This window comes from Vibrio sp. 3-2(1) (assembly GCF_963887575.1).
GTDB lineage: Bacteria > Pseudomonadota > Gammaproteobacteria > Enterobacterales > Vibrionaceae > Vibrio > Vibrio anguillarum.
The window spans coordinates 129,765-145,050 of sequence record NZ_CAWPGB010000055.1 but is presented as its reverse complement, the minus strand read 5'-3'; the positions used below and the strand labels follow the sequence as shown (position 1 = coordinate 145,050).

Genomic DNA, 15,286 nt, shown 5'->3' with positions numbered 1-15,286 from the left:
AAATATGACAGATACAAAGCAAAATCCATTAGTGATTAAGTTAGGCGGCGCGGCGCTGTCTTGTTCTGAAACGCTAAGCAAACTGTTTGGCGCAATCGCACTGTATCAAGCCCAAGCTCAGCGACGAATTGTCATCGTGCACGGGGGCGGTTATCTCGTCGATGACCTGATGGCGAAATTACAACTAAAAACCGTGAAGAAAGAAGGTTTGCGTGTCACGCCTTATGACCAAATTCCGCTGATTGCAGGCGCGCTGGCTGGAACAGCCAACAAAATGCTGCAAGGGCAAGCGATTAAAGATGGCTTAAATGCGGTTGGTTTATCGCTCGCTGATGGCGGGTTATGCAAAGTCGAAGAGTTGGATCCAGAACTCGGCGCAGTGGGCAAGGCTTCTCCTGGTGATTCACAAATCGTGCAAGCGATTTTAGCCGCTGGTGGTTTGCCTATTATCAGCTCGATTGGCCTGACTGCTGATGGCCAAATGATGAATGTCAACGCCGATCAAGCAGCCGTTGCAGTGGCTGGCGCATTGGACGCAGAGCTCGTTCTGCTTTCCGATGTGAGCGGTGTGCTGGATGGCAAAGGCCATTTGTTGTCGAGCCTCAATGAGCAGCAGGCCAATGCGCTCATTAAAGGCAAAGTGATCACGGATGGCATGATTGTCAAAGTGAAAGCGGCGCTGGAAGCGGCAAATGATTTAGGTCGCCCGATTGAAGTGGCGACATGGCGTTACCCAGATAAGCTCAGCAAATTGTTTGCGGGCGAAAGTATCGGGACCCAATTTTTACCTCAATAAACGTATTTAATCAGTTGTTGATAACAGCTGTAAGTAATTAATCACCCAGAGCACTGACCGCCAAGCGCAGCGCCGGGAAATGGAGAAAGTAAGATGAGCAAGGTTCAAGTCAATAAAGTCGTTGTCGCATACTCTGGCGGTCTAGATACCTCGGTAATCATTCCGTGGTTAAAAGAAAACTACGATTGTGAAGTGGTTGCCTTTGTTGCCGATGTCGGCCAAGGTGAAGAAGAATTGGTCGGCATTGAAGAGAAAGCGAAAGCGTCTGGCGCGTCAGAGTGTTATGTGGTCGATCTTAAAGAAGAGATGGTCGCTGAATACATCTACCCAACACTAAAAACAGGTGCTTATTACGAAGGTAAATACCTGCTTGGGACGTCAATGGCTCGCCCAATCATTGCCAAAGCTCAAGTTGAAGTGGCGCGTAAAGTGGGTGCTGATGCGCTGTGTCACGGCTGTACGGGGAAAGGTAATGACCAAGTGCGTTTTGAAGGTGCGTTTGCAGCCCTAGCGCCTGATTTACATGTGATTGCCCCTTGGCGTGAGTGGGACATCGTGAGTCGTGAAGAGTGTCTTGATTTCCTTGCTGAGCGTAACATTCCTTGCGCCGCTTCATTGACGAAAATTTACTCGCGTGATGCGAACGCGTGGCACATTTCGACCGAAGGTGGCGTGCTTGAGAGTACTTGGAACGCCCCTAATGAGGATTGCTGGGTATGGACAGTAGATCCAGAGCAAGCGCCAAATGAGCCAGAGTTTGTCACACTGCAGGTCGCGAAAGGCGAAGTCGTTGGCGTCGATGGTGAACTGATGACGCCTTACAACGCACTCGTTTACCTTAATGAGAAAGGCTCTAAACACGGAGTTGGTCGTATCGACATCGTCGAAAACCGTTTGGTTGGTATGAAGTCTCGTGGTTGTTATGAAACCCCAGGAGGCACCATCATGATGGAAGCGTTGCGTGCTGTTGAGCAGTTAGTGCTCGATAAAGCCTCATTCGAATTTCGTGAAGAACTGGGTGTCAAAGCGTCGCATCTTGTATACGATGGCCGTTGGTTCACTCCGCTGCGTAAATCCATCATGGCTGCAGCCGATGAGCTGGCACAGGATGTTAATGGTGAAGTGGTTGTGAAGCTTTACAAAGGGCAAGCGACAGTGACGCAAAAACGTTCGGAAAACAGCTTGTACTCGGAAGAGTTTGCGACCTTTGGTGAAGATGTTGTGTATGACCAAAGCCACGCAGGCGGCTTCATTCGTCTCTATTCGTTGGCAAGCCGGATCAGAGCGTTGAACGAAGCGAAGAAGAATAAAGCCTAGGTTAACACCCAAGGTAGAGACACAAAAATAACAATAAAAGATCGCTCTAGTAGCGATCTTTATTATAAAAATGATTGAGCAATTTGATGTGGTCACGCTCAGTCGCGACCTAAGAGCAGGAGATACGCAATGGCATTATGGGGCGGTAGATTTACCCAAGCAGCAGACACGAGGTTCAAAGAGTTCAACGATTCACTTCGCTTTGATTACCGATTGGCTGAACAAGACATTGTGGGCTCTATAGCATGGTCAAAGGCGTTGGTGTCAGTGAATGTTTTGGGCGAAGAGGAGCAGCAAAAACTAGAACTTGCGCTCAACGAACTCAAACTGGAAGTGATGGAAGATCCTGAGCAGATCTTACGCTCTGATGCAGAAGATATTCACTCTTGGGTTGAGCAGCAGTTGATCAGCAAAGTGGGTGATTTAGGCAAAAAGCTGCACACTGGGCGCTCTCGTAATGACCAAGTCGCGACCGATTTAAAATTGTGGTGCCGCCAGCAAGGTCAACAATTACTGTTGGGGTTAGATCGCCTGCAAACGAAATTAGTGTCGGTTGCTCAGCAGCACCAAGCGACGGTTTTGCCCGGTTATACCCACCTGCAACGTGCGCAACCAGTGACCTTTGCGCATTGGTGTTTGGCCTATGTTGAAATGTTTGAGCGTGATTACTCTCGTTTAAATGATGCGATTAAGCGCCTTGATACTTGCCCGCTTGGCTCCGGCGCGCTGGCAGGTACGGCCTATCCGATTGATCGTGAACAGCTTGCTCATCATTTAGGGTTTCGCCGTGCCACGCGTAACTCGCTCGATTCAGTATCCGACCGAGATCACGTGATGGAATTGATGTCGGTGGCGTCGATCTCGATGCTGCATTTATCGCGCTTGGCGGAAGATATGATCTTCTACAACTCGGGTGAGTCTGGTTTTATCGAACTGGCTGACACCGTGACTTCGGGTTCATCCTTGATGCCGCAAAAGAAAAACCCTGATGCATTAGAGCTGATCCGTGGCAAAACTGGCCGTGTTTATGGCTCGCTTGCGGGCATGATGATGACGGTCAAAGCCTTACCATTGGCTTATAACAAAGATATGCAAGAAGACAAAGAAGGGCTGTTTGACGCGCTGGATACTTGGAACGACTGCATGGAAATGGCTGCGCTTTGCTTTGATGGCATCAAAATTAAAACCGAACGGACTTTAGAAGCGGCCAAACAAGGCTATGCCAATGCTACCGAATTAGCTGATTATTTAGTCGCCAAAGGGATCCCTTTCCGTGAAGCGCACCATATTGTGGGCGTAGCGGTGGTTGGCGCGATCGCGAAAGGGTGTGCGCTTGAAGAACTGACCCTTGCCGAGCTTAAAGAGTTTTCGTCGGTCATTGAAGATGATGTTTATGCGATCCTCACTATTGAATCTTGCTTAGAAAAACGCAGCGCTTTAGGTGGCGTTTCGCCAAAACAAGTGGCCTATGCGGTTGATCAAGCCAAAGCGCGTTTAGACAAACGTGACACCACGGCGGTGAAAGTTCGTCCTGCCCGTTTGACGGATATTGAAACGCTAGAAAGTATGGTCACTTATTGGGCGAATATGGGAGAAAATCTGCCTCGTTCACGCAATGAGTTGGTGCGCGATATTGGTTCATTTGCCGTGGCGGAACACCATGGTGAAGTGACGGGATGCGCCTCGTTATATGTCTATGACTCTGGGTTGGCTGAAATTCGTTCGCTTGGTGTAGAAGCAGGTTGGCAAGGTCAAGGACAAGGAAAAGCGATCGTCTCGTATTTGGTGAATAAAGCGCGGCAAATGGCGATTAAGAAAGTGTTTGTTCTGACTCGAACGCCAGAGTTTTTCATGAAGCATGATTTTATTCCAACCTCAAAAAGCTTACTGCCAGAGAAAGTGCTCAAAGATTGTGAACAATGCCCACGGCAGCACGCTTGTGATGAAGTGGCGCTTGAGATCAATTTGGTTGAGCAGATCATCAAGCGAGTCAACGTCGCTTAATGCGTTGATTACCAACGCGATCATTGCCGTTAATGAGGCCTTGGAAAAAGATCTCAAAAAGATCGAATGATCACGGAACAATTTAAGAAAAGCGTGGTCTATAACTGTACCACTGCTTTTTCTTAGAAGAATCTAAGAAGGCCCCAAACCTACTATTGGTTCTGGGGCTTTTTCTTTTGTGCTCTTTAGCTTTTTATTTGTCGCGCCCTTGCCGCTTACGCCAAGGGAGTACCACAAACTTCATCCACAGATGTAAAAACAGCAAACCGTTAAAGGCAAAGCCCGCTATTAGCAAGCTGATCGATTCAATGGTTTTAGGGTTCTCCCTGTATAACCACCACCACACAAGCCAGCACCCAACTGACAAAACAGTGAGCTGATCCATACAACGTTGGCAGCGGCCGATTTTTTTCCAAAACCACGAAGATTGGCAGTTATTGCAAGGCATAAGCGCGTTCATTAAAGAGAAAATAACGGCAGTATAACGTGCGTGAAGGTGTGAGTCTAAGGCGCGGCTGAAACTAAAGCGTATAAAAAACGGCCGCCCAAGGGCGACCGCATGAATGGATGTTGAAAATTAACAGCCCGGACCGCAGTCCATGCAATGCTTTATCATCTCAGGACCTAAATGCAGTTTAGCGTTTAGATCACGCAGCGCGGTGCGCACGCCTTCTTCAATTACGGGGTGATAAAAAGGCATATCCAACATCTGTGAAATCGTCATCTGATTTTGATGTGCCCACGCCAGTAAATGAGCCAAGTGCTCCGCATTCGGTCCCATCATTTCAGCGCCTAAAAATCGCCCTGTTCCTTGTTCGCCATACACATGCAATAACCCTTTATTGCGCAGCATGACGCGTGAACGGCCTTGATTTTCAAACGACACAGTACCGATAGCAAAACAGCCACAATTTCCTAAACGAGTGGTTAGCTGTTTGTAGGATTCACCGACCATCGCAATTTGTGGGTCTGAAAAAACCGCTGAGATAGAGGAACGACGAAGCCCGGCACGAATATCTGGGTAGCGGCCAGCGTTATCCCCTGCAATACGACCTTGATCGGCTGCTTCATGAAGCAGTGGCAGTTGATTACTGGCATCACCAGCAATGAAAATACTGTCTACAGAGGTTTGCAGCGTATAGTGATCGGCCGTTGGTACGCCGCGCGCATCAAGGGCTACATCGGTATTTTCAAGTGCCAATTTATCTACGTTCGGGCGACGACCGGTTGCCGCCAACACATAGTCAACGACAAATGTCTCGAGCTGCCCTTCACGGTTGATGAATTGGATTTCAACTTTGTCGTTTTGGCCTGTTGGAGAAGCAATGCGTTTCATGCTTTCCACTTTAACGTCAGCGTCTAAATAGAATTCTTCCTTAAACGTTTTATCAGCGTAAGCCATCACATCAGGGTCGGTTAATGGGCCAACTTGTCCACCAATGCCGAACAGCTTTACTTTCACCCCTAAACGATGCAAGGCTTGGCCTAGTTCTAAGCCAATAACTCCCGGGCCAAATACGGCAACAGATTCGGGTAAGTCGTCCCACTCAAATAGGTCATCATTAATGATTAAGCGATCGCCAAGTTCATGCCATACCGCGGGGTAGGCTGGGCGAGAACCGGTAGCAATCACGATCCGCTTGGCGCTGATTCGTGTATGGTTGTCGACCTGTAGGGTGTGGTTGTCGATAAATTGGGCGTAGCCTGAGATTTTGTCTTCAGCGGGGATCTCCTCAACGCCTTCAAGCACAAATCCGACAAAGCGGTCACGTTCACGTTTTACCCGCGCCATCACTTCACGTCCATTAATGACAATTTCACCTTGAGGATGAACACCAAAAGCAGGAGCTTTGTGAATGTGATGGACGCTTTCAGCGGCCGCAATCAGTAACTTAGATGGCATGCAGCCGACGCGAGCGCATGTGGTTCCGTATGGGCCACCTTCGATCATGACGACACTAGTCGTATGTGCTTTTGCTGCACGATAAGCGCCGAGTCCTGCGGTCCCACCACCAATAATGGCTACATCAACGTTTAACTGTTTCATCATCGCTTTCTCTAAATTTGGAATGTGAATAGTCGATGGCAACATTTAATAATGCTGTCATTGAGTCTAAATGAGGAGGATGCCCTAGGAAGATTTTCCTAGGGCAGGCGTGATTAGCCCAGGTAAGCTTCTAGCTCTTCGCTGCCGCCGATGTGTTTACCACCAACGAAAACTTGCGGAACGGTGGTACGGCCTGTGATAGCTCGTAAGCTCACTGTGGTTGCATCTTTACCCAATACCACTTCTTCATATTGAAGACCGTGGTCAATCAAGAGTTGTTTTGCTTTAGTGCAGAATGGGCAACCTGGTTTAGTAAATACGGTAACCGATTCTTGTGTTTTATAGTTAGGTGCAATGTATTTCAGCATGGTGTCAGCATCTGATACTTTGAACGGGTCACCCGGTTCATCAGCTTCGATAAACATTTTTTCGATGATGCCATCTTTGACTAGCATGCTGTAACGCCATGAACGTTTGCCAAAACCGATTTGGCTTTTATCAACTAACATACCCATGCCGTCAGTAAATTCGCCATTGCCATCAGGAATGAAAGTAATATTCTCTGCTTCTTGGTCTGCTTTCCAAGCATTCATCACAAAGGTATCGTTCACCGAAACACATAGGATGTCATCAACGCCATGCTCTTTAAACACCGGGTACAGTTCGTTGTAACGCGGCAAGTGGCTTGATGAACAGGTTGGGGTGAAGGCACCTGGCAAGCTAAATACGATAACGGTTTTACCTTTGAATAATTGATCTGTTGTGAGATTAACCCAAGCATCACCTTGACGAGTAGGGAAAGTGACTTGTGGTACCGCTTGGCCTTCTTTAGATATTAACATTCTATTTTCCTTGTGATTTTCTAAGTTAGGTTATGATTTTAAGAGCCGCTGCTCTCATTTGTTGAAGCCATTATGGAAGAAAACCTTTGATAGCTCCAATCGTTTGATGCTATGGTTTTGATAGGTGGATTCTATTGAGATTGAAGATGAACATTCGTGATTTTGAGTACTTAGTATCATTAGCTGAACATAAACATTTTCGTAAAGCAGCAGAAGCTTGTTTTGTGAGCCAGCCAACACTCAGTGGCCAGATCCGCAAACTGGAGGATGAGCTGGGAACGGTATTATTAGAGCGCAGCAGTCGCAGAGTATTGTTCACCGATTCGGGCCTGCAATTGGTCGATCAGGCCAAGCGTATTTTAAGTGAAATCAAAACCTTCAGAGATATGGCTAGCGGCCAGGGTGGCTCGATGAGTGGTCCTATCCATATTGGGTTCATTCCCACTTTAGGCCCCTACCTTTTGCCGCGTATTGTGCCTTTTTTAAAAGAGCAATTTCCTGAACTGGAGCTCTATTTACACGAAGCGCAAACCCAACAGCTTGTGCGCCAGTTAGAAGATGGAAAACTCGATTGTTTAGTGTTGGCCTCCGTTGCGGAAACGGCTCACTTTAAAGAGATTGATCTGTATGACGAAGCATTGAGTATTGCCGTGCCTAGTGGGCATGAATGGGCTGCAAAAAGTGAAGTAAGTATGTTGGATTTGAAAGGGCGAACGGTATTGGCTTTAGGTGACGGTCATTGCTTACGCGATCAAGCCTTAGGTTTCTGTTTTGCGGCAGGCGCAAAAGATGACGAACGTTTTAAAGCGACCAGCTTAGAGACGCTGCGTAATATGGTCGCAGCGGGTGGGGGAATTACCCTGTTACCTGAACTCTCTTTACCAGATGTCAAAGAGAAGGATGGCGTTTGTTACCTTAAAGCGGTCAACCCGCAGCCTTCACGCCGCTTAGTATTAGCTTATCGGCCGGGATCGCCATTGAGGCAGCGTTTTGAGCAGTTGGCTCACGCAATCAAAACAAAGCTAAATGAGAAATAAAAAAAGAGGCTAAATTTAGCCTCTTTTTACTGAGCTTTAGAATAGCTCTTCACCTGAAGGTGAAGAGTAGATGTTGTCAGAGACACTCTCTGCGACATACTCGGTTGGCTCAGTGCCTTGAATGAAGTATTCAAACATCGAGCTTGAATCAAACTTATTGGTTAACAGGCCGGTATCGATATCGATTCTTACCCGCACAATATTGGCGGGAATGGGTTTGTCTTGCGCTGGCACATTGACCAGTACTTGACGCATAAAATCAATCCAAGCGGGTTGTGCCGTTTTTGCTCCCGCTTCCGCACCGGACACACCATCGTCATCTACATTGCTGTTTTCGGTTGTCCTACCTAAGTTGCGGTTATGATCATCAAATCCGACCCAAGCAATAGCGACCATGCCCGGTGCATAGCCGTTGTACCACGCATCTTTGGAGTCATTGGTCGTTCCTGTTTTACCACCAATATCACGACGCCCCAGCTTTTGTGCACGCCAGCCTGTACCATTCCAACCCGTTCCTTCACGCCAATTTCCGCCACCCCAAATATTGCTGTACATCATCTCTCGGACAAGAAATGCGTTTTGTTCGGAAATTACTTGTGGAGCATAGTGCGATGCAACATCTTGCTCATCGAACTCATTTGTGTCTGGGGTGCATTGCTGTTGGCAAACGACTTTTGGTGTGGCTTGATACTCAAGTTTGCCAAAGGGATCTTCAACTTTGCTGATGTAATAGGGTTCAACATAATAGCCACCATTGGCAAACACGGAATAGCCTTGCGCCATCTTAACCGGCGTTAAGCTCCCCGCACCTAAGGCTATGGTTTCTGAGCGTGGTACTTGGTCAATATCAAAACCAAAGCGAGTGAGATACTCACGTGTTTCATCCAGCCCAACAGAGCGTAGCACTCTCACCGCCATCACGTTTTTGGATTGAGCCAAGCCAACGCGAAGACGAGTTGGGCCAATATAAGTCGGTGGTGAGTTTTTAGGACGCCATGCTGTACCTTGGCTTTGGTCCCACTGGTTAATCGGCGCATCATTAATGAGCGTCGCTAAGGTCATGCCTTTATCGATGGCGGCAGAGTAGATAAAGGGTTTAATACTTGAGCCGACCTGGCGCACCGATTGAGTCGCACGGTTAAATTTATTGTGCACAAAGTTAAAGCCGCCAACCAGCGCCAGTACCGCACCATTTTCTGGGTTCATGGCAACAAAGGCAGTGTTGGCATTGGGTACTTGGCTTAAGTACCACTGTGGTACTTCGTCGGTGGTATGCTCATCACTGTATTCAGCACGATTACGTACCCAAATTTGTTCACCAGCGGCGATGATTTCCGTCGCTGTACTCGGAACCGGTCCTTGTCGAGAATCAGTTAAGAAACGGCGAGCCCAGTTCATGCCTTGCCATTCAATGGTCTGCAATCCTTGGTTCTTAACCCAAACCGTAGCCGATTGGCTGCTTACGTGGGTAACGACGGCTGGTAATAAATCTCCATAAGTCGGCTCATTATTTAAGTGCTCGGCCAGTTGCTGTTCATTCAATGGCGTTTGGCCTTCTTTCCAAACTACTTTTTCAGCACCGCGATAGCCATGACGCTCATCATAGGCGAGTAGGTTATTGATTGCAGCTTTACTCGCGGCTTGCTGCTGTTTGGAATCTACCGTTGTGGTGACAATCATGCCAGAGGTATAGGCCGACTCTTCACCATAGCGCTCCACCATCCATGAACGGGCGATTTCTGCCACATAAGGTGCATTAAGTTCAATTTCAGCACCGTGGTATTTCGACATTAAGGGCTCAGAGCGGGCTTGCGCATATTGCGCTTGGGTTATGTATTTCTCATCAAGCATTCTCTGTAGCACCACGTTACGGCGGTTAGTCGCGCGATCTAGAGAATAGATAGGGTTCATGGTTGAAGGTGCTTTGGGAAGTCCTGCAATCAGGGCAATTTCACTCAGCGTTAAATCTTTGACTTCTTTTCCAAAATAAACTTGGGCTGCCGCTCCAATTCCATACGATCGGTAACCGAGATAAATTTTATTGAGATAAAGCTCTAGGATTTCTTTTTTCGTCAGCAATTGTTCGATATGAATAGCGATAAAAATCTCTTTGATTTTTCGCATGATCTTCTTCTCATTAGAGAGATAGAAGTTACGAGCAAGCTGCTGAGTAATGGTACTTGCACCTTGTTTAGCGCTACCTGAGGCGATCACAGCGACCGCAGCACGCGTGATACCAATTGGGTCAAAACCATAGTGCTCGTAGAAGCGGCTATCTTCGGTGGCGATAATCGCTTCGATAAGTTCAGGCGGGATCTCTTCAATACGCAACGGAACTCGGCGCTTTTCTCCAAATTGGGCGATGAGCTTGCCATCTTGACTATAGACCTGCATCGGTGTCTGCAATTGTACATCACGTAAAGTCGCTACATCGGGGAGGTCTGGCTTCACGTAAAAATAGAAGCCAAATATCGTAGTGACTCCAAGAATAATGCAAATCAATGAAAGTAATAACAATCGCTTTATGAACTTCACCGGATAATCCCTGTTTAGTTAAGGCTGCCCTTATGCAAACCCTTGTACTCTAGGCTAAAAATTTAGCTCTAAAAATAAATTGTGGCTTATTTAACCTCAAAATAAGCAAATCGAGCTAAGCCTAAGCAGCGTTACTGGAGCTAAGCCGTATGGGTAAATCATTGGTTACGGGTATAGATATTGGCCACCATAGTATTAAAGCGGTGGTGTTAAAGCTAGCGGGTGATTCATATGCACTCGTCGGTTATAAAGAATTATTTATTACTGAGGACATATTCTCCGATAACCACACGCTGGATTATCAGAAAATTGTAAAGAAACTCAAAGAACTAAGAAAGGGTTTACCACTATTTAGTCGCAAAGTCGCCATATCGGTACCGGACAATGCGGTAATAAGTAAGGTATTACAGATAGATAGTGACCTGCAGGCGCGTGAAAAAGAGTTTGCTATTTATCAGGCATTTTCTCATCAGTCACCGTTCCCGATAGAAGAACTGAGTCTCGATTTCGTCAAAGTGATGGAAAAAAGCGTAAGTCGCAGTAGCACCGTAAGTTATCAAGTTTACGCCACTCGTAAAGACGTCGTGGAAAGCCGTGCGTTAGCGGCTCAAAAAGCGGGCTTTTTACCGATCGCGGTTGATGTGCAAATACACAGTTTGTTAAACATTTGGCAGTTGGCGAGCAGGGCACAACATCGCAGCGATTGGATGCTCATGGATGTGGGCCATACCCAAACGGCGCTCTGTATTGATTTTACTGATAAAGCCCCTTTTCATAAAGAGATCCCTCTCGGTTGTCAGTGGTTGTCCCAAGACAGCGCGATGTCGGGCACCAATGCGGAATTAGCCGATAAAAACGAGCGCTTTGTGCATGAGTTGATCGAGCGACTTCAACGTCAGTTGCAGCTTTTCACCTCCGTCAATGGCGCGGGCAGTTTAGCAGGCATTTGGCTCTCAGGTGGTGGCGCAGATACTCCGATGTTGGCGCAAGAGATCTCACGGCGTCTCAAGCTTGAGTGCGAAATTCTCGATCCCTTCCTTCTGTTTAACAATAAGTTAGCGAAACGCCAGCGAGGTAAGCAGTCTGGGCAGAGTTTTAGCACCGCGGCTGGCCTTGCACTGCGTGGTATTGAGTGGTTGGAGTCTTCTCATGTTGCATAGTATTAACTTACTGCCTTGGCGAGAGGAACAAAGAGCGGCGCATAAGCGTCGTTTTATGGGCTTGGTCGTCTTAGGTGTGATGAGCGCTGTTGGTATTCAATGGGGTATCGGTTTGTATTTCTCTGGGCAAGCGCAGCAGCAAGAGTCTCGTTTGGCTTATTTGAATCAATACATTCAGCAGCTTGATAAACAGATCAATGCATTAAAAATGACGGAACAAGAACACAAGGCACTATTAACTCGCTTGTCGGTCGTCGAGTCATTGCAAAGCCAACGCAATAAAACCACCGAGTTGATGAACCTGATGCCACAGCTTATGCCTGAAGGAGTCTACGTCGATAAGATCAAAATGAATGGTGAAGAAATTGAAATTACGGGCATCAGTGACAGCACTGCGCGTCTTGCGACCATGCTCGATAATTTTGAAAAATCAGCCTTACTTTCCGATGTCAACATGCACTCTATCGTGCACGGTAATAAGCGATTTGGTAAGGAGTTTCAGACATTTAAAGTGTCATTTATGTTTCATTCGCCGACACCACAGGGCTCTGTGCTAACCAAGATTCGGCCTACAGGAGCTGTCCATGACTAGTTTTCAAGATCTTGATATGGATGAAATGGCTGAATGGCCGTTGCTGCCTCAACTGCTGGTTATTTTGGTGTTGATGCTGATTATTCAAGGCGTTGGCGCGTGGTTCTACCTGATGCCTCAAAATGAGCAATTGCAGAACTTAAAACAGCAAGAAGAGGTGCTGAAATCGACCTTACGGATTAAGGCCAGCAAAGCCGCTACCTTACCCCAGTTGCAAGCTCAACTGGATGAATTAACCGAACGTTATGATTTTTTATTACGCCAATTACCCGTGCAAAAAGAGCTCGCAAGCATGCTGGCGTCGGTCAATGAACTAGGGCTAGATAACGCGTTAACCTTTACACGTATTGATTGGGGAGAAAAACAGAATAAAGAGTTTCTGTATCGTTTGCCGCTCAATATCGAATTAACTGGGAATTACCACGACATTGGTGATTTCTCCGAGGCGATCGCGAAATTGCCCCGCATTATTAATTTCGATGATGTTGATTGGCAACGGGTTAGCCAGGAAAGCAGTACGTTACATTTTAGGGTGCGCGCTTATACCTATCAATTCAAGCAAGAGGTGGACGATGAAAAACAATAATCTGCTGCTGATGGTGCTGTTTAGTACCAGCGTATTGGTTGGTTGTAAGGCGAATCAAGATTCATTGAAGGTTTATGTGGAGCAGGTTGAGGGGCAAGCACGCAAAGAAGTCTCCAAATTAAAACCCATTATTCAATTTGAAGTTGCTCATTATGCGCAACATGAATCCCGCGAACCTTTTGTGCTGCCTAAAGAAGCGATTGTACAAAATCAGCCTGTAGTGAAGGCAGACTGCTGGCAACCTCCAGCTCGCAGTAAAAATGGCCAGCTAGAGCGCTATCCGCTTAATCAACTGCGATTAAAAGGCGTGATGAGTAGCGGGGGCGCGGTATCGGCATTAGTGCAAACGCCCCAAGGCAAGGTCGTCAACGTGAAAGCGGGACAATATTTAGGTTTGAATCACGGCAAAGTTACTCGAGTTAATTCCAATTACCTGCTGATCAATGAAACCTTGCCAGACGGCTTAGGTTGTTGGAATCAACGTAACGTCAAATTGGCTCTGAAATAGAATTTGAATTTAGAGAAATCACTATGATTAAAGGACTACAGACACAAATGACTATGGTATTTCGGAGCCTCTTATTTGGCTTATTATTGAGTGTGGCAGGGCTAAGTGTGGCGGCAGAAACGACGCAGACCAACGAGCTTAAAGGCATTGATTTTCGAGTCAATAAAAACAAAGACGCTGTATTGATTGTTGAACTCGCATCACCTTCGACAGTAGTTAATGTGCAGAAAGTGGCTGACGGTTTACAAATTGAACTGCTTAAGACGGATGTCTCCAATGAGAAACTGTATGTCTTGGACGTCAAAGATTTTGCAACCGTTGTTGAGAGTATCGAGGTATTGCGCAAAGAGCCAAGTACACAGTTACTGGCGACCATTCATGGCGAGTTTAAGTATGATTACAGCTTGAAAGGGAAATACCTTGAGGTGGTGATTGGCAAACTGAAAGAACAAGAAAAACCTAAGCCGAAGAGCATTCTTGAGAAAGAGGGCAAGCTTATCTCGATTAACTTTCAAGATATTCCTGTGCGAAATGTTTTGCAGCTTATCGCAGATTATAACGCGTTTAACCTAGTCGTCTCAGATTCGGTCACTGGTAACCTGACGCTACGGCTTGATGGCGTGCCTTGGCAGCAAGTGCTCGATATCATTTTGCAAGTCAAGGGATTAGATAAGCGTGTTGACGGCAATGTGATTTTAGTTGCACCTAAAGAAGAATTGGATTTACGTGAAAAGCAGCAGCTTGAAAAGGCACGTTTGGCTGAAGAGTTGGGCGATCTGCGTTCTGAAATCATCAAAATTAATTTTGCTAAGGCGTCTGATATTGCGCAGATGATTGGCGGCGAAGGGGCAGTCAGCATGTTGTCTGAGCGAGGTTCCATCAGTATCGACGAGCGAACCAACTCACTGCTGATCCGCGAATTGGCTGAGAATATTGTGGTGATACGCCAAATTATTGAATCGCTCGATATCCCGGTCAAACAGGTACAGATTGAAGCGCGCATTGTTACGGTCAACGAAGGTAATTTGGATGAACTTGGCGTACGCTGGGGCTTTACTTCGACCAATGGCAACAACACCGCAGGCGGAAGTATTGAAAGTAATTTATTCCAAGTGGGCAAGTTGGGGGAAAGCACATTGCCCGTTGATGACTTCCTTAACGTAAACTTAGCGGCGACCTCTGCTAACGCCTCAAGTATTGCCTTCCAAGTGGCTAAGTTGGGGTCGGATATGTTGTTGGATTTAGAGCTTTCAGCGCTGCAACGTGAGTCGAAAGCGGAGATTATTTCCAGCCCTCGTTTGATCACGACAAACAAGAAGCCAGCTTATATCGAGCAGGGTACGGAGATCCCTTATCTGGAGTCTTCTTCCAGCGGGGCAACGACGGTCGCCTTCAAAAAAGCGGTGCTGAGTTTAAAAGTGACGCCGCAGATAACGCCGGATAATCGTTTAGTGTTAGATCTCAGTGTCACTCAAGACCGGCCTGGGGATATTGTAAAAACAGGGACGGGAGAAGCGGTTGCAATTAATACTCAGCGTATTGGCACTCAAGTATTGGTCAATAATGGAGAAACCGTGGTCCTTGGTGGAATATTCCAACATAGCGTCAACAATACGGTGGATAAGGTGCCATTACTTGGTGATTTGCCATTACTTGGTGCATTGTTCCGCCGTTCCTATGAACAAGTAGGCAAAAGTGAGCTGCTGATTTTCGTGACACCGAAAGTCGTCATTCAATAACTTACGGCTGATATTGCGATTGGTTAAAAAATAAAGTTGCATTAGTGGCACCATATCTAGATAATTTCGGGTCTTATCACGAATCATCTGTGAGGAATAGGTGCCACGAGCGTCTTAACGGTC

At 46.8% G+C, this 15,286-nt stretch carries 13 protein-coding genes; 9 read left to right on the top strand and 4 right to left on the bottom strand.

Going from position 1 to position 15,286, the window contains the following annotated elements:
• The first annotated feature begins 4 nt into the window (after positions 1-4).
• From argB to argH, 3 genes are all read left to right on the top strand, one after another.
• Positions 5-796, top strand: a complete 792-nt coding sequence (gene argB, locus AACQ79_RS15050; RefSeq protein WP_010317663.1) for an acetylglutamate kinase — start codon at positions 5-7, stop codon at positions 794-796.
• Positions 797-889: 93 nt separating this feature from the next.
• Positions 890-2,113, top strand: coding sequence for an argininosuccinate synthase (locus AACQ79_RS15045; RefSeq protein WP_017043213.1), 1,224 nt, complete (start codon positions 890-892; stop codon positions 2,111-2,113).
• Positions 2,114-2,242: 129 nt separating this feature from the next.
• Positions 2,243-4,117, top strand: a complete 1,875-nt coding sequence (gene argH / locus AACQ79_RS15040) for an argininosuccinate lyase (protein ID WP_013855879.1) — start codon at positions 2,243-2,245, stop codon at positions 4,115-4,117.
• Positions 4,118-4,310: 193 nt separating this feature from the next.
• Here argH and AACQ79_RS15035 read toward each other — a convergent pair whose 3' ends face one another.
• The 3 genes from AACQ79_RS15035 to AACQ79_RS15025 form a co-directional block, all read right to left on the bottom strand.
• A complete protein-coding gene (locus tag AACQ79_RS15035; RefSeq protein ID WP_017046763.1) occupies positions 4,311-4,565 on the bottom strand; it encodes a DUF3624 domain-containing protein in 255 nt (84 codons plus the stop codon).
• A 129-nt stretch (positions 4,566-4,694) separates the two neighbouring features.
• Positions 4,695-6,164, bottom strand: a complete 1,470-nt coding sequence (locus AACQ79_RS15030) for a dihydrolipoyl dehydrogenase (RefSeq protein WP_026027892.1) — start codon at positions 6,162-6,164, stop codon at positions 4,695-4,697.
• 113 nt (positions 6,165-6,277) lie between these two features.
• Positions 6,278-7,006 (bottom strand): redoxin family protein, encoded by a 729-nt coding sequence (locus tag AACQ79_RS15025; RefSeq protein ID WP_170899315.1) that lies wholly within the window; start codon positions 7,004-7,006, stop codon positions 6,278-6,280.
• A gap of 146 nt (positions 7,007-7,152) precedes the next feature.
• Here AACQ79_RS15025 and oxyR point away from each other — a divergent pair, with 146 nt between their 5' ends.
• On the top strand, positions 7,153-8,043 hold the full coding sequence (gene oxyR / locus AACQ79_RS15020) for a DNA-binding transcriptional regulator OxyR (RefSeq protein WP_026027425.1): 891 nt from the start codon (positions 7,153-7,155) through the stop codon (positions 8,041-8,043).
• A gap of 36 nt (positions 8,044-8,079) precedes the next feature.
• On the opposite strand, the gene AACQ79_RS15015 is transcribed toward oxyR, so the two are convergent.
• Positions 8,080-10,578: a PBP1A family penicillin-binding protein gene (locus tag AACQ79_RS15015; RefSeq protein ID WP_170899314.1), complete on the bottom strand. Its 2,499-nt coding sequence runs from the start codon at positions 10,576-10,578 to the stop codon at positions 8,080-8,082.
• 149 nt (positions 10,579-10,727) lie between these two features.
• Here AACQ79_RS15015 and pilM point away from each other — a divergent pair, with 149 nt between their 5' ends.
• From pilM to AACQ79_RS14990, 5 genes are read left to right on the top strand one after another with little or no spacing between them, the layout of a single operon-like run.
• A complete protein-coding gene (pilM, locus tag AACQ79_RS15010) occupies positions 10,728-11,738 on the top strand; it encodes a type IV pilus assembly protein PilM (RefSeq protein ID WP_094165236.1) in 1,011 nt (336 codons plus the stop codon).
• Positions 11,728-12,330 (top strand): PilN domain-containing protein, encoded by a 603-nt coding sequence (locus AACQ79_RS15005; RefSeq protein ID WP_017047271.1) that lies wholly within the window; start codon positions 11,728-11,730, stop codon positions 12,328-12,330. The genes pilM and AACQ79_RS15005 overlap by 11 nt, the downstream gene beginning before the upstream one ends.
• On the top strand, positions 12,323-12,916 hold the full coding sequence (locus tag AACQ79_RS15000; RefSeq protein ID WP_013855887.1) for a type 4a pilus biogenesis protein PilO: 594 nt from the start codon (positions 12,323-12,325) through the stop codon (positions 12,914-12,916). The genes AACQ79_RS15005 and AACQ79_RS15000 overlap by 8 nt, the downstream gene beginning before the upstream one ends.
• Positions 12,903-13,424, top strand: coding sequence for a pilus assembly protein PilP (locus tag AACQ79_RS14995; RefSeq protein WP_013855888.1), 522 nt, complete (start codon positions 12,903-12,905; stop codon positions 13,422-13,424). The genes AACQ79_RS15000 and AACQ79_RS14995 overlap by 14 nt, the downstream gene beginning before the upstream one ends.
• A gap of 23 nt (positions 13,425-13,447) precedes the next feature.
• Positions 13,448-15,163, top strand: coding sequence for a type IV pilus secretin PilQ (locus AACQ79_RS14990; protein WP_017047273.1), 1,716 nt, complete (start codon positions 13,448-13,450; stop codon positions 15,161-15,163).
• Positions 15,164-15,286: the final 123 nt, after the last annotated feature.